This is a genomic window from Bradyrhizobium sp. SZCCHNR1043, from assembly GCF_032489675.1.
GTDB lineage: Bacteria > Pseudomonadota > Alphaproteobacteria > Rhizobiales > Xanthobacteraceae > Bradyrhizobium.
The window spans coordinates 1-25,589 of sequence record NZ_JAUEYN010000019.1 but is presented as its reverse complement, the minus strand read 5'-3'; the positions used below and the strand labels follow the sequence as shown (position 1 = coordinate 25,589).

The 25,589-nt window shown below is 65.5% G+C and carries 18 protein-coding genes and 1 pseudogene; 4 read left to right on the top strand and 15 right to left on the bottom strand.

Annotated elements, in window-relative coordinates; translation table 11 throughout:
- Positions 1 to 116 precede the first annotated feature (116 nt).
- The 11 genes from QX039_RS29435 to QX039_RS29385 all read right to left on the bottom strand — a co-directional run bounded on the left by QX039_RS29435 (position 117) and on the right by QX039_RS29385 (position 14,410).
- Positions 117 to 2,609, bottom strand: coding sequence for a hybrid sensor histidine kinase/response regulator (locus QX039_RS29435; RefSeq protein ID WP_315741288.1), 2,493 nt, complete (start codon positions 2,607 to 2,609; stop codon positions 117 to 119).
- A 310-nt stretch (positions 2,610 to 2,919) separates the two neighbouring features.
- Positions 2,920 to 4,428 (bottom strand): glycerol-3-phosphate dehydrogenase, encoded by a 1,509-nt coding sequence (locus QX039_RS29430; RefSeq protein ID WP_315773099.1) that lies wholly within the window; start codon positions 4,426 to 4,428, stop codon positions 2,920 to 2,922.
- The gene (locus tag QX039_RS29425; protein WP_315741290.1) at positions 4,425 to 5,171 is read right to left on the bottom strand and encodes a class II aldolase/adducin family protein; all 747 of its coding nucleotides are present in this window, start codon (positions 5,169 to 5,171) and stop codon (positions 4,425 to 4,427) included. The genes QX039_RS29430 and QX039_RS29425 overlap by 4 nt, the downstream gene beginning before the upstream one ends.
- An 18-nt stretch (positions 5,172 to 5,189) precedes the next feature.
- On the bottom strand, positions 5,190 to 6,230 hold the full coding sequence (locus QX039_RS29420; protein WP_315741291.1) for a 2-hydroxyacid dehydrogenase: 1,041 nt from the start codon (positions 6,228 to 6,230) through the stop codon (positions 5,190 to 5,192).
- The gene (locus QX039_RS29415) at positions 6,223 to 7,803 is read right to left on the bottom strand and encodes an FGGY-family carbohydrate kinase (protein WP_315741292.1); all 1,581 of its coding nucleotides are present in this window, start codon (positions 7,801 to 7,803) and stop codon (positions 6,223 to 6,225) included. Before QX039_RS29415 ends, QX039_RS29420 begins: the two co-directional genes overlap by 8 nt.
- Positions 7,804 to 7,805: 2 nt before the next feature.
- The gene (locus QX039_RS29410; protein ID WP_315741305.1) at positions 7,806 to 8,915 is read right to left on the bottom strand and encodes an ABC transporter ATP-binding protein; all 1,110 of its coding nucleotides are present in this window, start codon (positions 8,913 to 8,915) and stop codon (positions 7,806 to 7,808) included.
- 15 nt (positions 8,916 to 8,930) lie between these two features.
- The gene (locus QX039_RS29405) at positions 8,931 to 10,034 is read right to left on the bottom strand and encodes an ABC transporter ATP-binding protein (protein ID WP_315741293.1); all 1,104 of its coding nucleotides are present in this window, start codon (positions 10,032 to 10,034) and stop codon (positions 8,931 to 8,933) included.
- Between the two features lie 6 nt (positions 10,035 to 10,040).
- On the bottom strand, positions 10,041 to 10,898 hold the full coding sequence (locus QX039_RS29400; RefSeq protein ID WP_315741294.1) for a carbohydrate ABC transporter permease: 858 nt from the start codon (positions 10,896 to 10,898) through the stop codon (positions 10,041 to 10,043).
- A gap of 12 nt (positions 10,899 to 10,910) precedes the next feature.
- The gene (locus QX039_RS29395; protein WP_315741295.1) at positions 10,911 to 11,837 is read right to left on the bottom strand and encodes a sugar ABC transporter permease; all 927 of its coding nucleotides are present in this window, start codon (positions 11,835 to 11,837) and stop codon (positions 10,911 to 10,913) included.
- Between the two features lie 105 nt (positions 11,838 to 11,942).
- Positions 11,943 to 13,382: an extracellular solute-binding protein gene (locus tag QX039_RS29390; RefSeq protein ID WP_315741296.1), complete on the bottom strand. Its 1,440-nt coding sequence runs from the start codon at positions 13,380 to 13,382 to the stop codon at positions 11,943 to 11,945.
- 38 nt (positions 13,383 to 13,420) lie between these two features.
- Positions 13,421 to 14,410 carry a sugar-binding transcriptional regulator gene (locus QX039_RS29385; RefSeq protein WP_315741306.1) on the bottom strand — a complete coding sequence of 330 codons (990 nt, stop codon included), beginning with the start codon at positions 14,408 to 14,410 and terminating at the stop codon, positions 13,421 to 13,423.
- Between the two features lie 179 nt (positions 14,411 to 14,589).
- On the opposite strand from QX039_RS29385, the gene QX039_RS29380 reads away from it, so the two are divergent.
- From QX039_RS29380 to QX039_RS29370, 3 genes are read left to right on the top strand one after another with little or no spacing between them, the layout of a single operon-like run.
- Positions 14,590 to 15,864, top strand: a complete 1,275-nt coding sequence (locus QX039_RS29380; RefSeq protein ID WP_315741297.1) for an FGGY-family carbohydrate kinase — start codon at positions 14,590 to 14,592, stop codon at positions 15,862 to 15,864.
- The gene (locus tag QX039_RS29375; RefSeq protein WP_315741298.1) at positions 15,861 to 16,730 is read left to right on the top strand and encodes a TIGR01459 family HAD-type hydrolase; all 870 of its coding nucleotides are present in this window, start codon (positions 15,861 to 15,863) and stop codon (positions 16,728 to 16,730) included. Before QX039_RS29380 ends, QX039_RS29375 begins: the two co-directional genes overlap by 4 nt.
- A gap of 14 nt (positions 16,731 to 16,744) precedes the next feature.
- Entirely contained in the window at positions 16,745 to 17,779 is a 1,035-nt protein-coding gene (locus tag QX039_RS29370) for a class II aldolase/adducin family protein (protein WP_315741299.1), read from the top strand.
- A gap of 12 nt (positions 17,780 to 17,791) precedes the next feature.
- On the opposite strand, the gene QX039_RS29365 is transcribed toward QX039_RS29370, so the two are convergent.
- Positions 17,792 to 19,648, bottom strand: a complete 1,857-nt coding sequence (locus QX039_RS29365; RefSeq protein ID WP_315741300.1) for a tetratricopeptide repeat protein — start codon at positions 19,646 to 19,648, stop codon at positions 17,792 to 17,794.
- A gap of 202 nt (positions 19,649 to 19,850) precedes the next feature.
- Here QX039_RS29365 and QX039_RS29360 point away from each other — a divergent pair, with 202 nt between their 5' ends.
- Positions 19,851 to 20,135, top strand: coding sequence for a hypothetical protein (locus QX039_RS29360; protein WP_315741301.1), 285 nt, complete (start codon positions 19,851 to 19,853; stop codon positions 20,133 to 20,135).
- Between the two features lie 71 nt (positions 20,136 to 20,206).
- Here QX039_RS29360 and hemA read toward each other — a convergent pair whose 3' ends face one another.
- From hemA to QX039_RS29345, 3 genes and pseudogenes are all read right to left on the bottom strand, one after another.
- Complete coding sequence (gene hemA, locus QX039_RS29355) at positions 20,207 to 21,472, bottom strand: 5-aminolevulinate synthase (RefSeq protein WP_409998905.1); 1,266 nt, start codon at positions 21,470 to 21,472, stop codon at positions 20,207 to 20,209.
- Positions 21,473 to 21,504: 32 nt separating this feature from the next.
- Complete coding sequence (locus QX039_RS29350) at positions 21,505 to 24,720, bottom strand: hypothetical protein (protein ID WP_315773097.1); 3,216 nt, start codon at positions 24,718 to 24,720, stop codon at positions 21,505 to 21,507.
- Positions 24,721 to 24,770: 50 nt separating this feature from the next.
- Positions 24,771 to 25,589, bottom strand: a pseudogene (locus QX039_RS29345) (cytochrome c3 family protein); the annotation flags it as partial.

The following is a 25,589-nucleotide window of genomic DNA, read 5'->3' as shown; positions in this document are numbered from 1 at the left end:
CGAAACCACCGGCAGAGCTCGGACGCATCACGCGCCGCGAGGCGGAGACGGCTCGCCCGGACGGCGCTGTGGATCGGGGCGAACGAGGGATCGCTCACCGCATGATCGCTGCGGGCTCACGTCGCTGTCCTGCCGGCCAAGGCCGACACGATCGCCTCCGACAATTGGCTCAGCCGGAACGGCTTGGCGAGAAGCCTGGTCGTCGCCCGGAATTCTTCCGGCACCAGCGAGGGGTCGGCGAAGCCGGACATGAAGACGATGGGCAGATCGGGCCATCTGCGGCGCACCTCGCGCGCCAGGTCGATGCCGGTCAGGGCATCCGGCAGGAGAATGTCGGTCAGCAGCAGCGCGACCGGGTCCGGCCGCTCCAGCTCGGCAATCGCCGCGGCCACGTTGGTGACGACGACCAGGCTGTAGCCCATCGATGTCAGCATGGTCGATGCCATCGCGCCCACCAGCGGATTGTCCTCCACGACCAGGATCCGTTCGCCGGTCTGCGGCCGCGCCAGCCGCGCCGCGCCGGCGCGCGCGCGACCGGTGACGCCCGGCCCCGCGCTCGGCAGATACAGCGTGACGCACGTGCCCTCCGCCACCCGGCTGTCGATCAGCACCGTGCCGCCCGATTGCCGCGCAAAGCCATAGACCATGCTGAGGCCGAGGCCGCTGCCCTTGCCGAACTCCTTGGTGGTGAAGAACGGCTCGAAGGCGCGGCGCGCGATCTCGGGCGGCATGCCGGCCCCCATGTCCGACACCGCGATCGTCACGTAGTCCCCGGGCATGATGCGCTCGTCGCCGTCATCGAGCGGCTGGTCGAGCACGGCATTCGTCGTCGTGATCGTCAGTCGACCGCCGCCATCCATCGCATCGCGCGCGTTGAGCGCCAAATTGAGCAGCGCGTTCTGCAATTGCGTCGGGTCGATCAGGCAGTGCCACAGCATCGGATCCTGCGCCAATTCGATCTCGATGTTCTCGCCGAGCGTCCGCTGCAGGATCGTCGTCATCCCGCTGACCAACTGATTTACGTCGGTGATCTGCGGCTGCAGCGCTTGCTTGCGGGCGAAGGCCAGCAGCCGCCGGTTGAGATCGGCGACCCGCTCCGCCGCCTCGATCGCCCGCTCGACCATGCTGCGGCAGGAGACATCGGCGGGCGGCAAGGCGTCGAGCAGCAGATCCAGATTGCCGAGCGTCGCCGCCAGCATGTTGTTGGAATCGTGCGCGATGCCGCCGGCCAGCTGGCCGACGGCCTCCATCTTCTGGGCCTGGCGCAATTCGTCCTCGATGCGCTTGCGCTCGGTGATGTCGACCGACAGCACGAAATAGCCGCGCACCGTGCCATCCTGGCTGCGATCCGGCACCCGAATGGTCTGGCACCAGCGTTCACGGCCGTCGGGAAACGCGATCTTCTCCTCGCCGCCCGCGGTGCGGCCGGCCAGCGCGGCCTCGATCTTCGGCCTCACCTCGCCACGTCGCGCGGGATCGATGTAGTCGTCGATCCTGCGGCTGCGGCCGGCTCCGGTGGGCGGCTGCGCGTACCATTCGCGTGCGACACGATTGGCGTAGCGGATGTCGCCGTCGGCGCCGACCTGGACGATCAACGCGGGCACGTTCTCCGTGACCAGCAGATGCTGCTCGAAATTGTCGCGCAGCGCCTGCTCGGATGCCGCGCGCAGCCGCCATTGCCGCGCCAGGACGAGGCCGAATCCCGAGATCAGCAGATTGAGCCCGGCGGCGATGGCGCTGTAGTACAGCGCGTTGTGTTTCCAGCCGGCCAGATACTCGACCGGATCGCGCGCCACGGTCACCACCAGCGGCAGGCCGGCGACGCGTCGATAGCTGATGCTCCGCGACGTGCCATCCGTCATGCCGCTGCCCTCGAAGCTGCCGTGAGGCGCCTGCGGGAGATATTGGCTGAACAGACGATTGGACCGAACGTTGCGGCCGGCAAAATCGTCGGCGTTCGGCGAGCGCAGCAGGATCGTGCCATCGTCTCGATAGAGCGTCACCGTTCCGCGCTGCCCGACGTTCAGCGACAGAAAGAACTGCCGCAGATTCTCGTAGTCGACGGCCACGACGATCACGCCGGCGAAACGTCCGCCCGGCATCATCAAGGCGCGGCTCACCGCGATGAACAGACCCTTGTTCACACGCGAGGCCACCGGCACGTCGATGAACAGGCCGCGGCCGGGGTCATCGCGCTGGACCTTGTAATAGGCCCGATCGGCGAAATTGTTCTCGCGGCCGGGAACTCCGTTGCCGGCGCTGTCGCCGAGCAGGTTGCCGTCCGCATCAATCACGACGATGCCGCCCGCGGCTGGATACGGCGCCACCCTGCGCTTCAGCTCGTCGATCAGCGCCGGATTGCCGGCGGTGAGCAGCGATGGGTCCTGCTTGAGACTGTCGATCGTCGTGTTCAAGAGCACGTCGACGCCCTGGATGTTGCGCAACATGTATTCTTCGAGCGCGCGGGCAAGATCGCCGTTGGCGGCCTCGGTGGCCCGATAGGTCTCCCGATAGTTGACGGAAAGCATGTGCGCCACGAAGGCATCACACAGCAGCGCCAGCACGAGGCCGCTCAGCACGATGATCCAGGGGGTCCAGCGCCGATCCATCCACGATCCGGACGCGGCCCTGGTCCAGGCGTCGACAATGCCTGCCTGCCGCGGACCGCGCCGATGGTCGGCTCTCGCTTTGATCTGGTCCCGCATGGCGTCGAATTCAGGAGGTCGTCGGGCGGTTTGATTGTGAATCGATCGGCGCGTCAAGCATCGGCGAAAGGTCCGGATTGTGCCGAATTCCGCGTCTCCAGGCGCGTCGCGATCCATATCGCGGGCGCTCGATAGCACGGTTTGCCGGGGCGTGTCATCGGCACCCGCCAAGCGCTGCGGCGGTCGCGGAAGGGCTCGAGGCGTCAAGACGCGGTCAGAGCTGATGCTCGAACGCCTCGCGCTCGGCACGGCTCAGATGCAGGCCGTGCTTGGTGCGCCGGTCGAGGACGTCGGCGGCCGTGACGGCCCACTCCTGCTCGCGCAGAAAAACGAGCTCGCGCTCATAAAAGGAGGAACCGAAATGGCGGCCGAGATCGCCGACGTTGCGGGATGCTCCGAGCAGGTCGCGCGCCCGGGTGCCGTAGAGCCGCGCATAATGTGCCAGCACCGCCGGCGGCAATCCCGGATACTCGCCGGCGAGATCAGCAAGGAACTGATCGAACGGCGCACCGAGATCGCCGCCCGGAAGACACGCGCCCGCCGTCCATGCCGACGCCAGCTGCGGAAACCATGGCGCGAGGCGCTCCATCGCTTGTTCGGCAAGCCGGCGAAACGTCGTGATCTTGCCGCCGAAGATCGACAGCAGCGGCGGCTGCCCGGGTGCACCATGTACCTCGAACGCGTAGTCGCGCGTCACCGCCGACGGATTGTCGGCGTTGTCGTCATAGAGCGGCCGCACCCCCGAGAAGGCGTGAATGATATCCCCCTTGCCGGGCGCAGCCCGGAAATAGCGGTCGAGCACGGCGAGCAGATAGTCGACTTCGGCACCGTCGATCGCAACGTCTTCCGCGCGGCCGTCATGCACGATGTCAGTGGTCCCGATCAGCGCCAGATCGGTCTCATAAGGATTGACGAAAATGACGCGGCGATCTGTGTTCTGCAGCAGATAGGCCTGCGATCCGCTCCAGAATTTTGGCACCACGAGATGGCTGCCTTTCACGAGCCGCACATTGTGCGCCGAGTTGAGCCCGGCGACGCCCTGCACCACGTCCTGCACCCAGGGACCTGCGGCATTGACCAGCGCCCGCGCGCTGACGGTCTGCAGCTCGCCGCTCTCGGAGCGCATCTCCAGCCGCCAGACGCCATTCTCTCGCCGTGCGCTCACGGCGCGGGTGCGCGGCAGGATCGTCGCGCCCTTGCGTGCGGCATCGACGAGATTGAGGATCACCAGCCTGGCATCGTCGACCCAGCAGTCCGAATATTCGAAGCCGCGCCGGAATTCGGGGCGCAGCGGCGCGCCCTCCGGCTCATGCGCGAGATCGACGTTGCGGCTCGCTGGCAGCTGCTTGCGGCCGCCGAGATGGTCGTAGAGGAACAGCCCGGCGCGCACCAGCCAGGCGGGACGCTGCTCCGGCGAGTGCGGCAACACGAAGCGCATCGGCCAGATGATGTGCGGCGCCGAGGCCAGCAGCACCTCGCGCTCGATCAGGGCCTCGCGCACCAGGCGGAATTCGTAGTACTCCAGATAGCGCAAGCCGCCATGAATCAGCTTGCCCGATCGCGACGAGGTGCCCTCGGCGAAATCGTCCTTCTCGCACAACAGCACCTTCAGGCCGCGGCCGGCGGCATCACGGGCGATACCAGCGCCATTGATGCCGCCGCCGATCACGGCGAGGTCCAACAGACCGTGATCGGTTCCGCTGCGTGAGACCGTCGCATTCATCGCTTGCTACTGCGCTTCTTCTCTGGCTTGCTGCGCGCAGCAGCACGCGCCTTCGTCGCAGCCTTGGCCGGCTTTGCCGCTTTCGCCTTCGGCTCCTGCAGCCCGTAGGTCGAAAACCCCTGCGACGTCTCGGCGATCTCGGCGTCGCCCAGGATGTGCGGCTGGCCCAGCGCGAGCGACAGATAATATTGCCGGGCGATGGTCTCGAGCTCGACCGCGAGCCACATCGCCTTGTCGAGATTGGCGCCGACCGCGATCATGCCGTGATTGGCGAGCAGGCAGCCGTTGCGTCCCTCGAGCGCCGCGAGCGCGAGTTCGGACAATTCGGCCGTGCCGAAACGCGCATAGCCGGCGCAGCGGATGTCGGTGCCGCCGAACGCCGCCATCATGTAGTGACAGGCCGGTATCGGCTTGCGCGCGATGGCGAGCACGGTGGCATAGGTGGAATGCGTGTGAACGACGCCACCGACATCCGGACGGCCGCGCATGATGTCGAGATGAAAGCGCCATTCCGTCGAAGGCTTCAGCGGCCCTTCCCAAGATCCGTATTCACCCTCGAGCGGCATCGATGCGATCATCTCCGGCTTCATCGAGTCGTAAGGTGTCGCCGACGGCGTGATCAGCATGCGGTCCTTGTAGCGGGCGGAGATGTTGCCCGAGGTGCCTTGGTTCAAGCCCGACGCATTCATCCATCGGCATTTGGCGATGATGTTCTCGCGGATCAGCCGTTCCTCGCGATTCATGTCGAAAACCTTTCGTCGTCAGCAGGGATTGAGCGGCAGCTCGCCGGCGAGATAGCGGCGAACCTCTTCGGCCGCCTGGTCGGCGGCAAAGGTGACGGTGCGCACGGACGCGCCGGCGATGTGCGGCGTCAGCGTGACGTTGGGAAGCTGCAACAGCGGCCAGTCCGGCGGCGCCGGCTCGACGGCGAACGTATCGAGCATCGCACCGGCCAGTCGCTGCGAGCTGAGCGCGTCATGGAGCGCGCGATAGTCGACCAGCGGCCCGCGCGCCGTGTTGATCAGGATCGCGCCGGGCTTGATCCGGGCCAGCGCATCGCGATCGATGAAGCCGGTGGTTTCCGGCGTCACGCGGGCATGCAGGCTGACGACGTCGGCGCGCGCCAAGAGGTCGGCGAGCGCGACGTGCTCGACGCCGTCGTTGCGGTCCTCAGCGCTGAGCTGGACGTAGGGGTCGGTCACCAGGATCTTGCAGCCGAACGCCTTCAAGAGCTTGACCACACGAGTGCCGATCGCGCCATAGCCGACGATGCCGACCGTCATTTCGCCGAGTTCGCGTCCCGTGCGGTCGGCGCGGTAGAGATCGCCGCGCCATTGCCCGCCCCGCATCGACTCGTGGCCGCTACGGATCAACCGGGTCTCGGCGAGCATCGCGCCGATGGTGAATTCGGCCACCGCGCTCGCGTTGCGGCCGGGCGTGTTGACGACCAACACGCCGTGATCGCGCGCGGCCTGCATGTCGACGTTGACGGGGCCGCCGCGCGACACGGCGATGAATTTCAGGCTCGGCAACCGCTGCAGCATCGCCCGCGAGATCGGAGCCAGATGCGTCACCAGCAGGGACGCCTCGCCGATGAAGTCCGCCAGTTCTTCGGGGTCGCCCATGAACTCCTTCAGCCCGTCGAGCTTGGAGCCGGCATAGCCATGCTCCATCGGCTCGTCCGGCCAGGGCTGCTCGAGCATGCGGATGTCGATGCCATCACCGCAGGTGGCGGTGATGCGCTCGGCGAACACCGACGGCAGCATGAAGCGGTCGCCGATGATGGCGATGGAGCTAGACATGATCGGCACCTGCGCGTTGTGCGGCGAGCTGCTTCCAGACCGGCCGCGCCGCGAGGCGGGCCTCGACATAGGCCGGGAACAGCTGCGCATAGCGTTCCGCCAGCGCCGCATCCGGCGCTTGCGGCTCATCCAGATACGGTCTCACCCACTCCTCCGCGCAGATCATCATGTCCGAGTAGAGCCCGGTCGCGACCGCGGCGATCATCGCCGCCCCCGACGCGCCGGCCTCCTCGCGACGGCAGACTCGAATTGTGCTGCCGAGTGCCGCGCCGAGAATGGCACCGAGCGCGCGGCTGCGCGCCGCGCCCCCCGTCAGGCGAATTTCCGTCGGCAGCGGTCCCATCGCCGCGTAGCAGTCACGTGCAGCGAAGGCCAGTCCCTCCATCACGGCACGCATCAGATCCCAGTAGCCGTGACCGATACGCAGGCCGATCAGTTGCGCAGAAGCTTCATGGGACACGAAGGGGCCGCGTTCGCCGGCGTCGGAAATGAACGGATGATACAGCAGCTCGCCCGATTTCGCCGCAAGCACGCGCTCGTCCAGCCGCCGGATCAGATCGTTGCGCGACCGCGCGATGCCTTCCATGGCGAGCACCCCGCGCGCGACATCGAGCAGCCAGTCGATGTTCAAGGTCGCGGCCATGGTCGACTGCATCTGCGCATAGTGGCCCGGCACCGGGAACGGCATCGTATAACCGGTCGCCTCGGCATTCAGCCTGACTGCATCGGCGCCGTTCACCAGCCGCATGTGCATGCCGGTCGAGCCGATGATGGTGCAGCCGACCTCCGGCGTGGGGTCATACAGCCCACCGCCGAGCGCATTGCAGATCACGTCGACATAGCCGAGCGACACCGGCACGCCCTCGGGCAAGCCCGTCTCGGCCGCAGCCGTTGCCGTCAAGCCATGCGTCGTCGCGACACCATCGACGACATCTGGAAACAGGCGCGCGGCATCGGCGATGCCGATGAGACGCGCGGCATCGCCGTCGAAGCCGCGCTTGCGAAAATCACCGCAGGAGAACGTCGCCTCGGAGGGATCTGTGACCCGCTCGCCGGTCAGCTTGAAGTAGAGCCAGTCCTTGCAGTGGAACGCCGTGCCCGCGCGTCCCAGCAACTCTTCGTCGTGGGCCTGCAGCCAGGCCAGTTGCGCCCCCTGCTGGCAAGCGTTGAGCCCCGATCCGGTGCGCTGATAGTGCGCGACATTGCGCTCGCCGCCGCGGAAGGCTTCAACGAAACCTGCCGCACGCGAGTCGAGCCACAGCAGCGCGGGAGCGACGGGATGGCCATCCGCATCGATCAGCCAGGTGCCATCGCCCTGCCCCGTCACGGCGATCGCGGCGACCCGGTGAGCCAGATTCGGCAGCGCGCCGCTGAGGCCGCGCAAGGCCGCAACGGTGTCGGTCCAGGTCCGCTCCATGTCCTGCTCGACTCGGCCGCCCGGCAAGGTGGTGTAGCTGTTGGGAATCGCGAAATCCCCGAGCTGGCGGCCATCCCGCGAAAAGGCCACCGCCTTGATCACCGACGTCCCGGCGTCGATGCCGATGATCACGTCGCGAATCGCTCCGGAGGTCATATTCAACGCGCCTCCGCGTGGCGGACGCAGACTCCGTCGGCGTCGAAAACGTGGAGATGGCGTGACTCCAGCGCGCATGGCACGACGTCGCCCGGCCGCGCCACGACCCTGCTCGACGTCACGGCGACCAGCAGATGACCGGCGCACTCGCCCGCAATGTGCGACTGATCGCCGAGCCACTGGTTGGAGACGACGCGCAGCCGCGTTTCACCGCTGCCGATCGCGATCCGCTGCGGCCGGATGCCGACTTTGATCCGATCGGCCTGCACCAGCGCCTGTTGTCCCGTCACGTCCAACGTCTGCCCGGGAATGTGAAAGGCAACATCGGAGCCCACGGACAGACGGAAGCCGCCTTCCTCCTGTGTCACCGCGGTCTCCAGCAGGTTCATCGGCGGCTCGCCGATGAAGCTCGCGACGAACTGATTGGCCGGGCGGTTCTTCAGCTCGCGCTCGCTCGCGAACTGCTGCAGCACGCCGTCTTCCATGACAGCGATGCGATCGGCGAGCGCGCTCGCCTCGGTCTGGTCATGGGTGACGAAGATCGCCGTCATGCCACGTTCGGCGAGCAGGCCCTTGATGCGGCCGCGCAGCACGGCGCGGAGCTGCGGCTCCAGCTGCCCCATCGGCTCGTCCAGCAGATAGAGGTCGGCGTCGCGCACCAACGCGCGCGCCAGCGAGACGCGCTGCTGCTGGCCGCCGGAAAGCGCGCGCGGATGGCTGTCGAGGATATCCTCGATCTCGACCAGGCGGGCGATGCTATCGACCCGATGCGCGATCTGGGCGCGCGACAGCTGCTGCGCCTTCAGCGCGAAGCCGATGTTCTCGCGCACCGTGAGCGGCGGATACAGCGAATAGCCTTCGAACGCCATCGCCACCTTGCGCTTCGCCGGCGCCAGATCATGGATCGGCCGCTGCGCCAGCGCGATCGAACCCGAGCTGACGCTCTCGAACCCGGCGATCATGCGCAAAGTCGAGGTCTTGCCGCAGCCGGAAGAGCCGAGCAGCGCAACGATCTCGCCTGCTTTCACCTCCATATCGAGCGCGCGCACGGCATGGACCGGCGGCTTGCCCCGGCTGTGATAGACCTTGTCGACGTTGCGGATTTCGAGCATGCCCATGCCAGGTCCTCACGCCGCCTGCCGCCGCGGCGAGAGGCCAATGCGGTCTCCCGTCGCGTGGTCGAACAACAGCGCCGCATCGGGCGCGAACCGCACGAACACGTCCTCGTCCGCATCTGCCTCCAGCGCCTCGGGCGCCAGCGCAGCCAGCCACTCGGATCCGTCGGCGAAGCGCAGCAGCACCACGGCGCGCTCGTGGATCGGCGTGACCGCGACGATCCGCGCCGGGATCGCACCCTCGCCGCCATCACGCGTCACCACGACATCGTCCGGCCGGACGCCAAGCCAGCAGCGCTCGCGCATATTGGTCGGCAAGCCGTCCGCATCGAGCCGGATCAGCGTCCCGGCGACAGATGCGGTCAGCCGGCCCTGCTCCGCCACCGGCGTGACCTCGACAAGATTGATGCTGGGATCGCCGAACAGCCGCGCCACCGCGACCGAGGCAGGCCGCGCGTAGATTTCCTCGGGACGCGCCACCTGCACCAGACGGCCGTTGATCAGCACCGCGATGCGATCGGCGATTGCCATCGCCTCGCGATAGTCCTGCGTGACATAGAGCACCGCCGCCGAGCTGCGGCGCAGCAGGCTCGGCAGCTCGAGGCGCATCTCGTAACGCAGCTTGGCGTCGACGTTGCGCAGGGGATCGTCGAGCAGCAGCACCTCAGGGTTGCCGATCAGCGCGCGCGCCAGCGCGGTGCGCTGCTTCTGGCCGTTGGACAGTTCACGAGGCTTGTGGCCGAGCACGTGCTCGATCTTCAACAGCCGGCTCATCGCCGTCACTTTCGCGGCGGTGTCGGCCGCCCCCGTCGCGCGCAGGCCGCTGGCGATATTGTCGCGCGCGCTCATATGCGGAAACAGCGCAAAATTCTGGAAGGCCATGCCGATGCCGCGCTGCTCCGGCGGGGCATCGACGATCGAGCGCCCGCCGACCAGGATGTCGCCATCGTCAGGCTCGAACATGCCGGCGATCATGCGCAGCAGCACGGTCTTGCCGCTGCCGGACGGACCGAACACTGCGACGATCTCGCCGGGCTCGACCGTCAGCGACACGCCTTTCGCGCAGCAGGCGGCGCCAAAGGTCTTGTCGACGGCTTTCAGTTCGAGACGCGCCATGTATCCTCAACCCTTGACCGCACCGAGCGACAGTCCTTCGACGAGATAACGCTGCGCGTAGAGCGCCAGCAGCAATGTCGGCGTAACCGACAGCACGATCGCGGCGGCGATCTGGCCGTACTGGATGCCGGACGCCGTCACGAAGGCGAGCGCGCCCACCGTCACCGGCTGCTTGTCGGCCGAGGCCAGGATCAGCGCGAAGACGAAATTGTTCCAGCAGAAAATGAAGGACAACAGCCCCGCCGCTGCGATCCCCGGCCCTGCCAGCGGCACCGCGATGCGTGTGAACGCCTCGCGCCAGGAATGGCCGGCGAGCCGGTAGGCATGCTCGATATCCGGGCTGATGTCCTCGAAATAGCCGCGCACGATCCACAGGATCAACGGCAGCGCGATCAGCTGGTAGACCCAGACGATGCCGAAATACGTGTCGTTCAGGCCGAGCTGCTGGTAGTACAGCGACAGCGGCAGCAGCACCAGCAGCGGGGGCGCAAAGCGGAACGAGAGAAGCGTGAACGCAATGGTCTCGCCGAGCCTGAACTTGAAGCGCGCGAACGCATAGGCCGCGGGCACGCCGAGCAGCAAGGCCAGGATCACCGAGGCGCTCGACAGCACGAAGCTGTTCATCAGGTTGCGCATGAACGAGATCTGCAGATTGCCGGCCGCGGTGCGGAGCTGGCCCGAGATCAGCGCCTCGTAATTGGCGAATGTCGGCTCGAACAGGATGCGCGGCGGGATCCGCAGGATCTGCTCGTTGGTCTGGAACGACATCAGGAGGATCCAGACAATCGGAAACATGAAGAACACGAGCACCAGCGCGAGCGCAATGCCGCGAAAGATGCGTCCAGCCAGGCTGGAGTGATCCATGACGTCCCTCCCTCAGGCGTGACCGTGGGCGCGTGCGCGCAGCCGCAGCCAGTTCTTGATGAAGATGTTCGAGAGGATGTTGGTGATCAGCCACAGGATCATCAGCAGCGCCGCCGAGCGTCCGACATTGGTGTACTGGAAGAACTCGAGATAGGCCTGGACCTGGAACACCATCAGCCGGTCGCCGGGGCCGCCTTGCGTCATCGCATAGACGATGTCGAACTGCTGGATCGAATCGAGCAGCCGGAACAGCGAGGCGGTGATGATGTAGGGCGCGAGCATCGGCAGGGTGATGCGGAAGAACACGAAACTCGCCGGCACACCGTCGAGTGCGGCCGCCTCAAACGGCTGACGCGGCAGCGAGCGCAGACCGGCCAAGAGCAGGATCATGATGAAGGGCGTGTAGACCCAGACGTCGACCAGGACGACCGTGAACAGCGCGGTCGACGGATCGGAGGCCCATTTGAAGTCATGTGCGCCGAACAGGCCGACCAGATAGGACAGGATGCCGAAGCTCGGATTGGTCATCAGCTTCCACATCAAGGCGGCGATCGCCGGCGCCGTCATCAGCGGTAGCAGCAGCACGATCGAGACCGCGTTGTGGAAGCGCGTCGGCCGCAGCAGCAGCAGCGCGATGCCCAGGCCGAGCAGCAGCTCGGCGACGACTGTTACCGCGGTGTAGACGAGCGAGATCCGCAGCGTGTTCCAGAACGCCGGATCGGACAGGAAATCGATGTAGTTGTCGATGCCGATGAAGCCGCGCAGATATGGCAGATTGAGCCGGTAGCGCTGCAGAGAATAGACGGCCGCGGTGACGAACGGCACCAGGATGGCGATGCAGACCAGCAGGGCCGGCAGGCTCAACAGGTATGGCAGCAATCGCCCGCGCCAGCGTTTCGTGCGGCGCGGCACTGCTTGGGTCTCGATAAGTTCAGCCATGCTCATGACAAGCGTGATCGCATCAGCGCGGGGATGGGCCGGTCCGGACGCCCGTGGGGGAGCGGCCGGACCGGCGGGTGGTCATGGAACGAGCGTCGCCCGGCCTCAGCCAAGGCCGGCCTGCTTCAACTGACGGTTGATGCTCTCGGCAAGCTTGTCGAGGCCCTCGTCGACGCTGATCTCCTTGGCCACCATCTTCTGCAGCGAGGCCGCCCACTCCGTCGTGAGATCGAAGAACAGCGGCTGCGCTGTGAAGTAGATCTTCGCACCGGGCGCCGAGAGGTCATGCTGCTCGAGATAGCCAGGATAGGACTTGGCGATCCGATCGCGGAACTCGCTGTCCTTCCACACCGAGGTGCGGACTGGATTGACGAAGTCCATCTTGCGGGCGCCGAACAGGTCGTGCTCGACGGAAGCCGCCCACTGCATGAAGGTCCACGCCGCATCCTTCTGCTTGGAGAAGCTCGACATCGCCAGCGACCAGATCCAGACGTTCGGCGTCGGCGCCTTGGCGGCCGGATTGGCCGCGAATGGCGCGTAGCCGAGATTGCCACGCTCCTTGTTCTCGCCGCCGTTCATGAAGTAGCCGAGAATGTCGGCGTCGAAGATCATGCCGGAAGCGCCGGCGCCGAGATCGGTGCCGACCTGGTACCAGGTGTAGGTCGACCAGTTCTTCGGACCCGAGCCCTGGATCATCTTGACCCACTTCTCGTGGAAATCCTTCGACGCCTTGGTGTTCATCGCGGCCTTGAGCTTGCCGCCCTCCATCACGAAGTCCTTCTGGCCGAAATTCGCGTAGGCCGACAGAAAGCCGGGATGGATGGTGGCCCAGGAGCGCGAGCCGCGCACGCCGACGCCATAGGGACCACCGGCGTCCTTGGTGATCTTGGCGGCGACGTCGAGCATATCGTCGAGGTTCTTCGGCGGCTTGACGCCGACCTTGTCGAAGATGTTGCGGTTATAGGTGATGTTGTTGAGCTCGTAGCCCCACGGGATGCACCATTGCTTGGCCTTGCCCGAGCCGAGCTCGGAGCCGGCCACGCCGTCCCAGGCGGTCGAGGAGCGCAGGCCGGGCAGCACGTCGTCCCAGGCGAACGCCGGATTGGTCTTGGCGGGATCCTTGATGTAGGTGTTGAGGTCCTCGATCCAGCCGGCCGGACCATAGGTCCAGGTCATGTAGGCGCCGGTCATGAAGGCGTCGTATTGATCGGATTTCGACGACAGCGCCGCCGTCACCTTGTCGAAATAGACGTCCTCCGGGAAGATGTCGTAGCTGACGTTCATGCCGGTCAGGCTCTTGAACGCCTCGATGTCGCCGATCATCGCATCGACATAGGGATGCTTGTTGAGGAGCAGCTTGACGGTCTTGCCGCTATGGGCCTTCCAGTTGAAATCCGCGGCCATCGCCCTCGACATCGCCGAGGCAAAGGCGGCATTGGCGGCGACACCGGCGATGCCGAGCTTGGCAGCGCCGTCGAGCAGATCACGCCGGCTGATGCGCTTGCCGGCATAGGACGCAAAGAGATTCTTCTCACGATCGTACATTCAACCCTCCCTTTGTTTTTTGTAGAGACGTGTTCGCGTTACCTGCCCTTCCGACTCTTGTTCTTGGCGTGGCCGGATGTTTTCTCCGGCTTGTCGGTAGCGAGTGCCTGAGCGGTTACCTCATCGATGATGAGACCGTTCAGGAAGCCGCTGCGCAGCACCGCGCGCAGGGCCGTGATCTTTGCCTCGCCGCCGCCGATGGCGACGATGCGGTGTTTCTTCAGATCGGCAGCGGCCATCGAGGTGGCGCGCGCCGAAAGATCGAGATCGAGCAGCTCGCCCTGGGCGTTGAAGAAATGCCCGAGCAGGTCGGCGCAGGCGCCGGCGCGCTTCAGCTCGACGACCTCGTCCGGCTTGATCATGCCGCTCGACACCAGGAAGCCGTCGGCATGGATCTGGCCGATGCCGACGAACAGCAGCGACGCCCGCTGCGCCAGCGCGAACACGTCGGCAATGCCGAACTGCTGCATCAGCACGCGGCGGTCCGCGACCGAATTGGCGAACACGGGCACCGGCAGCAGATAGGCTTCGGCACCAGTGCGCTCGGCGAGACGATGGATCACGTCGAACGGGTTGGCGGCGAATTTGCGCGTGAGGCCGCCGAGCAAAGACACGAACTGCACGTCGCGCGCCGGGGTCTGCGGCAGCTGCGCCACCACCGCCGCAAGCGTGCGGCCATGGCCGACACCGATGATCTTGTCGTCGCCGCGCTCCAGCACCTGGCGCAGGAAGCTGGCGCCCTCCAGCGCCAGCGCCTTCAGCGGCAGATCGCCCTCGCCGAGATCCGGCGCGACGCGGCAGAAGGCGAGCCCGTAGCGCTCGGCCAGCGCGTTCTCCAGCGCGACGCATTCGGCGACGGGGCCCTCGACGAAGACGCGGATCATGCCCTCGCGGCTGGCGCGCGCGATCAGGCGATGCGCCTTGGTGCTCTGGATGTTGAGCCGGTCGGCGACCTCCGACTGCGTCAGCCCGGCCGCGAAATACAGCCACGCGGCGCGCGTTGCGAGCGAGGCCTCGCCGTCCACCATGGGCGCCCTGTCGGAAGCTGTCGTCACGCCGAATGCCTGCTTGCAAAATTCTTCACTCCTTGCAAAAAATTGCCGACGCCGATCCGGCCGTCAATCCCCCAAACGTGCTGCAGCGCGTCAGGGACGACGCGCCGGGCGAGCACAGGCATGCTCGCCGGCGCACAACGGGATGAGGTCGCATGACGGAGTTGTTTGTCGGCATCGACGTGGGCACGAGCGGTGTGCGCGCCTGCGCCGTCGATATCAGCGGCGAGATCAAGGGCGCAGCCGCCGTTCCGCTGGTCGTGCCGCGTCAGGACGGCAACGCCATCGACCAGGATCCCGAGCTGTGGTGGCAGGCGACGGTCGCGGCGCTCGACAAGCTCGGCAGGATCGTCGATCTCGGCGCCGTCGCGCACATCGCGGTCGACGGCACCTCCGGCACCTTGCTGCTGATCGACGCCGACGGGCGGCCCCGCTCGCTCGGCCTGATGTACAATGATGCCCGCGCCGTCGACGAGGCCAGGCGCATCGCAGCCGTCGCACCGCCCGAGAGCGGTGCGCATGGCACGAGCAGCCCGCTCGCCAAGCTGCTGCATCTGCTCGCCTCCACGAGCGGCGCGCGGCATGCCGTGCACCAGGCCGACTGGATCGCCGGACGCCTCGCCGGCCGTCACGGCGTCAGCGATGAGAACAACGCCCTGAAGCTCGGCTATGACCCTGTCAGGCGCGAATGGCCGCAGTGGATCGATCAGCTCGGCGTTCCACGCGACGTGCTGCCCAGCATTCTGGTGCCGGGCACGCCATTCGCCGACATCGATCCAGCCATCGCGCGGTCGCTCGGTCTGTCCCCATCGACGCGCATCGTCGCCGGCACGACCGACGGCGTCGCCGCCTTCATCGCCACCGGCGCCGATACGCCGGGCGATGCGGTGACCTCGCTCGGCACCACGCTGGTGGTGAAGCTGGTCGCGACGCAGCCGATTTTCGCCGCCGATCAGGGCGTGTACTCGCACCGCCTCGGCGACAAATGGCTCGCCGGTGGCGCATCGAATTCCGGCGGCGCCGCGCTGCTTGCGCATTTCACCACCGACGCCATGGATCGCATGACACCGCTACTGCGCCCGGACGAGCCCACCGGGCTCGACTACTATCCGCTGCAAAAACCCGGCGAACGCTTTCCGATCGCAGATCCCGCGCTGGCGCCGCGGATCACGCCACGGCCGGTCGAGGATCATCGCTTCTTCCAGGCGCTGCTCGAAGGAATTGCTGGCGTGGAAGCGCTGGCCTATCGGCGTCTTCACGCGCTCGGCGCGCCGGCTCTGCGGCGGGTGATCAGCATCGGCGGCGGGGTCCGAAACGATGCCTGGACCGATATCCGCCGGCGCATCGTCGGCGTGCCCGTCAGCGTCGCCGCGCAGACCGAAGCGAGCTACGGCACGGCGCTGCTGGCGCTGCAGGGACCGCCGCGATGACGGCGGCGGCGTGCGAGATCAGCGGCCTGTCCGCCATCGCCGACCGGTTCGATCACGTGCTGCTCGACCAATGGGGCACGTTGCATGACGGAAGGACGGTGCTTACCGCTGCGCATGACTGCGTCCTGCGGCTGCGCGAGGCCGGCAAGCATATCCTGGTGCTGTCGAACTCCGGCAAGCGCGCGAGCGCCAATGCCGAGCGCCTCGCCCGGCTCGGCCTGCCGCGCTCGACCTATGACGGCATTCTCACCTCGGGCGAGGTGACCTGGACCGGCCTGCGCGACCGCACCCGCGCGCCCTTCACCGATTGTGGCAATGCCTGCTTCCTGATCACCAGGGGCGGCGACCGCTCGTTGATCGACGGGCTGGATCTCGTCATCGTGACGGATATGCACGACGCCGATTTCATCCTGCTCGGCGGCCTTGATGACGACCTCGCCGAGCCGGACCTCTGGCGCGATCAATTCACCGGAGCGGCGGCGCGAGGCGTGCCGATGATCTGCGCCAATCCCGACCTGATGATGTTCGGCGCGAGCGGCCTCGTGCCTGCGCCCGGCACGCTGGCGCGCGCCTATGAGTGGCTCGGCGGCCCGGTGAGCTTCGTCGGCAAGCCGCATGCGCCGATCTTCGCGGCTGCGCTGGAGCAGCTCGGCCATCCGCATCCGCATCGCGTGCTGATGATCGGCGACTCGCTCGACCATGACGTCGCCGGCGCCCGCGCCGCAGGCCTGCAGAGCCTGCTGCTCGGCGATGGCGTGCATCGCACGACGCTGGCCGGTGCGCCCGACCTGGCTGCCGCGACGCGCAAGCTCGCGGCTTCGCCAGGCCGCATGCCGAATTGGACGATGCAGCACCTGGTGTGGTGAGAAGGAGACGCGAGATGCGCGAGCCTGCCGAGCTTGATGACTTGCGCCGGATGTCGGCGCGGGTCGGCCGCAACGTGGAGCTGGTTCAAGGCGCCGGCGGCAACTCCTCGCTCAAGCAGGATGATGTGCTGTGGGTGAAGGCGTCCGGCACCTGGCTTGCCGACGCCGACGCGAAGGACATCTTCGTGCCTGTTCTGCTGCCTGCAGCGCGCGACGCGCTCGCCGCTGATGACGAGCGCATTCCGCTGGCAGCCCCCGGCCCGCTACGCGCCTCGATCGAGACCGCGCTGCATGCGCTGCTGCCGCACCGGGTCGTGCTGCACGTGCATGCCGTCAACACCATCGCCTGGGCGGCACGGCGCGACGCACGCGATGAATTTTCGGCGCGACTGGTCGGGCTCTCCTGGCGCGATCTCGACTACTTTCATCCCGGGCTGCCGCTGGCGCGCGCGGTGAGTGCAATCGTCGCGCGCGAGCGCATCGACGTGCTGATCCTCGGCAATCACGGCCTCGTCGTCGGCGCCGACACCTGCGATCAGGCTGAGGCGCTGGTCCATGACGTCGAGCGCCGGCTGGCGCTGCCGGTGCGCTCGGCGCCCGCCGCCGACGCCGCGGCCTTGCGCCGCCTGTGCGCCGGCGCCGACTATCGCCTGCCGCACGACGCTGGTAGCCACGGCATCGCCACCGATCCGTTCAACCGCGCCATCGCAACCGGCGGCTCATTGTATCCGGACCACGTCGTGTTTCTCGGCCCGGGCCTGCCGACGATCGAGAGCGCCGGCGGCCTCGCCACGCTGCTCGCACGGGCGGACGCGAGCCGCCTGCCCGCGCCCGTCGCGGTCCTCGCGCCGGGTCTCGGCGCCATCATCCGCAGCGACGCCAGCCCGGGCGCCGAGGCCATGCTGAGCTGCCTCGCGCTCGTGACCAGCCGCCTGCCGTTATCGGCCGATATCGGCTATCTCTCGTCTCAGCACGAGCAGTTGCTGCTCAACTGGGACGCCGAACGTTACCGACAGCAGCTGACGGCAAGCCGCCAGTCGTCGAAGTGAAACGGCGGCAGATCACGCGATCTCCTCGCTCGACACCGGCAGGGACGGCGCCCTCGCCACAATCAGCTTGTGAAGAGCATCTCCGACCCGATCAATGACTTCGCCCCAGTCGCGCCCTTCGCGCTGACGGAACAGACGCATGCTCGGGTACCAGACGCTATCGTCACGATCGAGCAGCCAGCGATAGTCCGGCGTATACGACAGAAGCGTCCAGGTGGGACGGCCGAGCGCGCCGGCGAGATGAGCGACACTGGTATCGACGGTGATCACGAGATCCAGACATGAGATCAGCGCGGCCGTGTCCGCGAAATCGGCAAGTTGACCCGTCAGGTCCACAATCCGGCTCGTCTCCTGGAGCACGGCTTTGTCTTCGGCCTTCGGCTCTTTCTGCAGGCTGATGAACGCCGCGTCCTCGCCGAGCAGGCGGGAAAACATGCGCAATGGGATGGAGCGATTGTGGTCGTCGAGATGATTGGGGTTGCCTGACCAGACCAGGCCGACACGCAATTTCTCAGGCGCACCAAGGCGCTCTTGCCAGATTTGAATCCGATCCGGATCAGGCGCCGGCAAATACGACACCGGCGCTGGAATCGCGGCCAGTGTCGTCCGAAAGGCAAACGGCAGGCTCATGATCGGACAATGGATATCCACTCCCGCAAGGTCGGCGGCCTCCGAGACCGGAATGCACTGCGAAATGCCCGGCACATTCGACAACAGAGGTAGCAACGGCTTTTGAACGGCGAGGATGACGCAGGCGCCTAGCGCCAGGACCATCGGCACGTAACGGACAAACTGGATCGTATCGCCCAGTCCTTCGTCGGCTGCGATGACAATGGTTTTTCCAGCGATGCCGTCCTGGCCCAGCCACATGGGTTGCTGGAAGCGCGGATAAGAGCTCGGCAGGCTCCAACGGGCCTCCCGACCAGACCAGCCCGCGTCGAGATCCCCCAGCAACAGGTTCAAATGAGCCGTCCCAAGATCGGCCAGCGTGTCTCTCGGGTCGGCACGCTTCAACTGCCTGTAGACCTCGAACGCTTCGTCGAATCGACGCAGCTTCGTCAGCACAGAGGCCTTGTCGTGCAGAGCATCCCTGGAGCCAGGTTGCAAAGCCAGCGCCCGCTCGAACCATTGCAGCGCTTCTTCGTCTCGGCGCATCGTCCGCAGGACAATGCCCGTCTTGACGCAGATGTCAGAGTTGCCAGGCTCGATCTCGTGGGCTCGCCGACAGATGGCAAGGGCCTCGTCGAAGCGCTTCAGGCCATTCAGAAGTGCACCACGCATCAACAACGTCGGTACATGGTTGGGCCGCAAGGCGTCGCTCAGATCGAGATAGGCGAGCGCTTCGTCGATCCGCCCCAACCGTTGAAGCGCGATGCCGCACTGGTTTGCCGCGTCCCAATGCCTCGCATTCAGTTCCAGCACACGTTGGAAGCTCAACACAGCGTCGGCGAGCTGCTGCAGGCTGACAAGGGCATTGCCCCTCAGCATCCACAGATCGGCGCTTTCGAGACCGAGCGCCCTCGCCTTCTCGACGACCTTCATCACCTCATCCGAGCGTCCCTGGACCTGTAGCACCGTGCCAAGACTCAGGAAGTACTGCGGCTGAACATCCTGCTGGATCGCGCGGGATACCCACCGCAGTGCAGCTTCATACTGCTGTGCCTGCAGTGCAAGGATCCCTAGCAAGTTGAGGGTCGGCGCATGCCCTCCATCGATCGCAAGCGCCATATGACAACACCGCTCGGCGTCCGCATGTCGGCCATTGGCGACGTCACGCAAGGCAGCGTCATAGAAGTTCGCGGCACCATCGGGCTTGGCAGGTTGGAGCTTCACTTTGGTGGGCGAAGCTCGGCGCTCGCGACGGTTCATTGCTGCAATTCGTCCCGGTTACGATTTCAGCGTAATTGATTCTCATTCAGGCTGACAGTCGCAATTCTATCTCCGGCTGTGGTAAGGACCGCTCCGATTCTGCCTGCATTCCCTAATATAAGAGCGCGGAAGACAACGATCCGATGACACGCTTCGTGGAAGTTAAACTCAGCGCAACCATCGCGGGCATGATCAAATCGGCGTGCAGGGCAAGGGCGAGGACTTCTTCGGTGGCTACGCCTATACGAGGTCGGGCCATCCGGCCGACCTCGAGATCATCATCACCGAAACGCCGGCGCATCTGCGCAAGTTTCACGATCCGGAATCGGGCCTGGCGCTGATCCGGCCGGATGCCTGGCATGGGCCGTCGGACAGCTCGGACTCGTCGCCGGACACGGCCATCCGCAAACAACCGGAAACAGACTGGAAAGGAGGAGAGGCTGGATGGTGCGCTCGGAGCGGGAGAACACCTGCGTTCGTTCAGTAGCTGAAGCACGACCGCCTTTCCGCACACCGGCCGGACGTGCCGATTTCTGATCCAATCTTTCGCCGGCAGCGCTATGGCGCTTCATGCCCACGTGTGAAGCCTCTCTCCCGGCGGTAACAGAGATGGAGTTTGTCCCACACCTTCATCATCGCATGGACCAGTTGGTCCATGAGCGCGTCGTCGTGATAGGGCGTAGGTGTAAGACGCAGGCGTTCCATTCCTCGCGGGACAGTGGGGTAATTGATCGGCTGGATATAGATGCCATGCTCCGACATCAGCAGGTCCGAAGCCGCCCTGCACTTCTCGGGATCGCCGACATGCACCGGCACGATATGGCTCTCGCTCGGCATCACCGGCAGGTCTGCTGCCGTCAGGACGGACTTCAGCCGCGCTGCACGATCCTGATGCCGGACGCGCTCCGCTGTCGAGGCTTTCAGATGCCGGATTGCAGCGGTCGCGGCTGCACAGACCGGAGGCGGCAATGCCGTCGTGAAGATGAAACCGGGGGCGTAGGAGCGCACCGCATCGATCAGGTTCGTCCCAGCCGCAAGATAGCCGCCGAGACAGCCATAGGCCTTTGCGAGCGTGCCCTCAACAATGTCGATCCTTTCCATGACCCCGTCGCGCTCAGCTATGCCGCCGCCGCGCGGGCCATACATCCCGACCGCATGCACCTCGTCGACATAGGTCAGTGCGCCGTAGCGCTCGGCCAAGTCGCAAATTCGATGCAGAGGCGCGATATCGCCGTCCATCGAGTAGAGGCTCTCGCATACGATGAGCTTTGGCCTTTCGGGATCTGCCGCCCGCAGCAGCCGTTCGAGATGCTCAGGATCATTGTGCTGCCAGATCTGCTTCTCAGCACCGGCCTTGCGTACCCCCTCGATCATGGAGTTGTGATTCAACGCGTCGGAAAGCAGCAAACACCCAGGCAGCAGCTTGGCGATCGTCGATATCCCCGCCTCGTTGGAAACGTAGCCGGAGGTAAACACCAGCGCGGCTTCCTTGCCGTGGAGATCGGCCAGCTCCTGCTCGAGCGCGACGAGCGGATGGTTCGTTCCCGCGATATTACGGGTGCCCCCGGCTCCTGTGCCCATGCGCGATACGGCATCGATCATGGCTCCCATGACCTTCGGGTGCTGGCTCATGCCCAGATAATCGTTCGAGCACCAGATCACAACCTCACGCTTGCCCTCCCCCGAATGCCAGATCGCATAGGGATAGCGCCCCGCCTGGCGTTCAAGATCCGCAAAGACACGATAGCGCCGTTCCTGATGCAGTCGATCCAACGCACCGCGGAACATCGCGTCATATTCGGGGAGGAGGCTCAACGGCCGCATCTGGTAGTTCATGATTGGACGACTCCTGCCGACTATTTTGCCCGATTGAACTGGTAGGAGCCCTGCAGGAAGACGCCATAGCGCTCCGTCGTGTATCTCAGGACCTGATTGAACGAATCGACCGCATTGGTGCTGAGATGCCACCAGCGTCCGCCGATGCCGATGCGGAAATTGTCGGTCAACTGGTAGTTCAGCACGGTCTCGGCCTGGAATCCGGATCCTTGTCCTGAGGCAGGATCGCGCCCGAACGTGAAATAGTGCGTGTCGATCGCATTCTGCGAAGTCCAGACATAAGCGGCCTCCGCCTGCCAGCTCAGCCGGTCCGACAGCCGCGTGTCGAGTGAGACACCGGCCCGTCCGCTATGCCAGCGATCCTGCTCGGTCACCACCTTGACGCCTGCCCCAAGAGCCGGACTGCAGATCGTCGGATTGCCACCCACCTGGGTGCAGCCCCGCGCGTCGACCGTTTCTGTCCAATATTGATAGCCGACGAAGGCACCAAGCCGGAAACGCCCCGTCTCCAGCAGGTTGAAGCCGACATCGAGATTTGCGTATTGCAGCCGCCCGCCCACGCTGCTGACGGTCTTGGATGACGGATTGACGAAAGGAGCAAAGTCCTCGTCGACGAGCGTGCCCGAGCTGATCTTGCCCGCCCCGAAATAGCCCTTCAGAAACATGTTGGTGAACGGGCCGTCGAGCGCATCGACCCTGAAGAACATCTCGCCGCTGTGTCCGGTCATTCCGCCATAAGCGAGCCGGGAGACCTGAAGCGTCGCAGCCTGATCGGCGAAATAGCGGTAGCGATTCTGCCCCGAGCTGAACCAGTAGCGCACTCCGGTCTCCAGCATATAGGACGGCAGGATCGACGCGCGCGACCGCAGCGGCATATCGCCCGAGCCCGCGCCCTGGCCGCCTTGCAACGCTGCAGGCCTGGCCCAGGCGCAGCTGACGATCGAGGCGTTGCACTTCGTGACACCGTCGGCGTTGAAATCGCGCCGCAACGTGACCGTCGCGAACAGGTCCTTTGTCGTCGTCTTGACGTTGGCCAGCGTGCTGTCGACGAACCGGTAGCCAACCTCTGTTTCCAAGCTGATCTCCTTCGACCAGAGATAGCTGACCAGCAACGACGGCAGGATCGTGTACTCCTTCAAGTCGGTCCGGGTGCCGGACCTGTAGCCCATCCGCAGCCGCGGGCTGATGGCGAGATCGGGCGTGATCGGGTAGCGCGAGGCAAGATCCAGCACATAGAACTTCGAGTCCGCCAGGCTCGCGTAGCGTAGCGCGCCCATGAACAGATCGCCCGGCTTGATGATGCTGTTCCCGGTCAACTGGGCCGACAGATAATATTCGAGACCGCTCGCCGGCGTGCCGTCGACGCCGCCGGACGGCAGCGTGCCGGTCAGATTGGTCACCGTGGCATCGGCGGCGACCTGCCAGGTCTCGTTCAGGGGCCGCGAATAGCTCACCATCGCCGACTGGAATGTCGGCGTGCGGTCGATCGCGAGCTGCCTGATCTCGCCTGCGGTATTGAACTTCATCATGTCGTAGAGCGTGAGGAACGGCTGCCCCTGCAACGCATTCCAGGTCGAGAGAAATGGAACTCTTCGGTAATCGAACGAGGCGTTGATGACCGACTTGTCCTCGAACGTATACGTTCCCGAGAACACGGCGGCATTGAGCGCGCGGAAATGCGTGTCGTAGTCGATCAGGCCGAGCAGCGACTTGTTGGTGTCGAAATAGCGGAATTCCGCGCCGATGGCCTGGCGGTCGATGATGTTGCGGTCGTATTGCGTGATCAGGTAGACGGTGGTCTCGAGCCCGCCGAGAATCTTGCCGAAATCGATGCTTGCGCCATAGAGCGTCTTGCCATCCTTGAACGGTGCGTCGAAACGGCTCCAGTTCGGCGAGCCCGCGAGCACGTTCAAGCGCAGCCCGGGGCTCTTCTGCCAACTCAGCACCGCGCCGTCGAAACGGCCGATCACGCCGCCGGTGTTGCGGGATTGCCGTCCGACACGCAAGGTCACGTCGGCTTCCTTCAGCGTGTAATCGACTTGCGCGGTCGAGACGCCATACTTGTCATTGCCCGTATCGAATTGGCGCTCGTGGGTGAACGCCAGCTTGAACTTGGTCCTGATGCGATCGTTGTCCGCGGTGCCCAGGAAGTCGAAATTGGTCAGCAGCGTGTTCTGGTGCACCCGGTGGGCATCGGGATCTGCATTCGGGTTCGGCGCGATGGCCCTGTCCTTGACGGCGCTGGTGCTGTCATTGGTGATGAAGGTGGTCGAGAGGCTGCCCGACATCGACCAGCGCGTATCGCCGTTCGGCCCTGCCGACTTGGTTGGCATCCCTGCCCCCATGTCTCCGCCATCGGAGTTGGCCGGAGACATGTCGCGCGGCCGCGCCGGCGCGCTGCTGGTTGCGGTCAGAAGCGCAGCGAGCCGCTGCCTCACCCGCTCAGCGCCCTCGCCGTTCGGATAACGGCGCAGATAGTCCTCAAATTCGGCCTGGGCTGCAGCGGTCTGCCCGGCCTTCTGGCGCGCGACGCCGAGCAGCTCCTGCGCCTCTGCGCTCGAGCCGGTCTCAGGGAGTTTCAGCACCTTCTTCAGAAGGTCGATCGCGGCGTTGAAATTGCCTTTCTTGATCGATGCGCGCGCCTCGTCCATCGAGGCCTCCGCAAACCGGATGTCCGCCGCGGACGCCGGCTGCATCGTGCGATTGTCGTTGCGGACCGACGCCGCCGCACCGGGGATCGCAACCGGTTTCGGCGCATCCGGAGCGGCTACGCTCGGCACCAGGGCCTTCACCTTGCACGCCGACACCGGGCCCTTCCGGGCAATCACGATCGTGACCTGCTCGAAGCTGCCGGATTGCACGATCTGATAGGTGAACTCGCCAGCAAACTGAGCGACGAGGATCGGTCCTCTGTTCTGATCGAGCGTCAAATAGACGTCCTGGATGCCGGAGCCCTGGGCATTGTCGACCCGCACGCCCTCTCGTCTGACCAGACGCCGCGTGATGACGGCGTCCCGATCGACCAATTGTAGCGAGACGCTGAGCTGGCTGCCCTTATCCAGCGGAAAATGCCCAGTGTAGCGCACGCGAGCATGAAAGTTGACGCGCAGCAGGCTGCAGTTGCCGATCGTCGTGGCGTTTGCACTGGCAACGAACTGATCGATGACCGGCTGCGCCGGTGCGACGCCGAAGGCTCCGTCGAGCAGGATTGCGAGCAGGCCGGACAGCAGAGTCATCGCCCATCGGGTCGGTCTCCCTGCTGCTGCTTGACTGAAGCGGCAGCTCATCACCAGCCGCCTCCATTGACCCGGTGCTGCCGCTGGCGACGGGTGATGATGGCGGTCTGCGACTTGTCAGCATAGATGTGACACGCGCCGGTGCAGTCCTTGAGCTCGGCGACGGTGTAGTCCATCGGCGCCGGCTTCACGAGCTTGGCATGCTGCTGCGGCCGGAAATCACTCGCGTGACAGGCGGCGCAGTCGGGCTTGTAGGCCGCGAACTTGAACACGACGGCTTGCGAATTGCCGCTGTGGCAGGCGGTGCAGCCAATGGCGGCGCTATGGTTCGGATAGCTTGCCGACATGTGCCGGTAGTTGACCGAACTCCAGCTGACCGTCCGATGGCAGCTCTCGCAGGGGACGTTGGTCACGAAGTGCTTCGGCGATTTGCCGGTGGCATTGGAGCCATTGTGACAGCTGGCGCACGGCGCAGTGAGGCTGGTGTGATCCATCCGTGCGCCCGAGAACGACACGGTGTTCTTGTGGCAGCTTTCGCATGGCGCGCTGGTGACCACGTGGCGCGGCGGCTTGCCGCCGGCTGATGATCCGTTGTGGCACGTCGCGCAGGCCGCCATCGTCCCGGTGTGGCTGAAACGGGCTCCGCTGAATGTCGTCGTGCTCTTGTGGCAGGTCTCGCACGGCGCATTGGTCGCAACGTGCTTCTGCGGCTTGCCGGTTGCGGCCATGCCGTTGTGGCAGCTCGCGCAGGCCGCCATCGTGCCGGTGTGACTGAAGCGGGCTCCACCGAATGTCGTCGTGCTCTTGTGGCAGGTCTCGCACGGCGCATTGGTCGCGACGTGCTTCTGCGGCTTGCCGGTCGCGGCCAT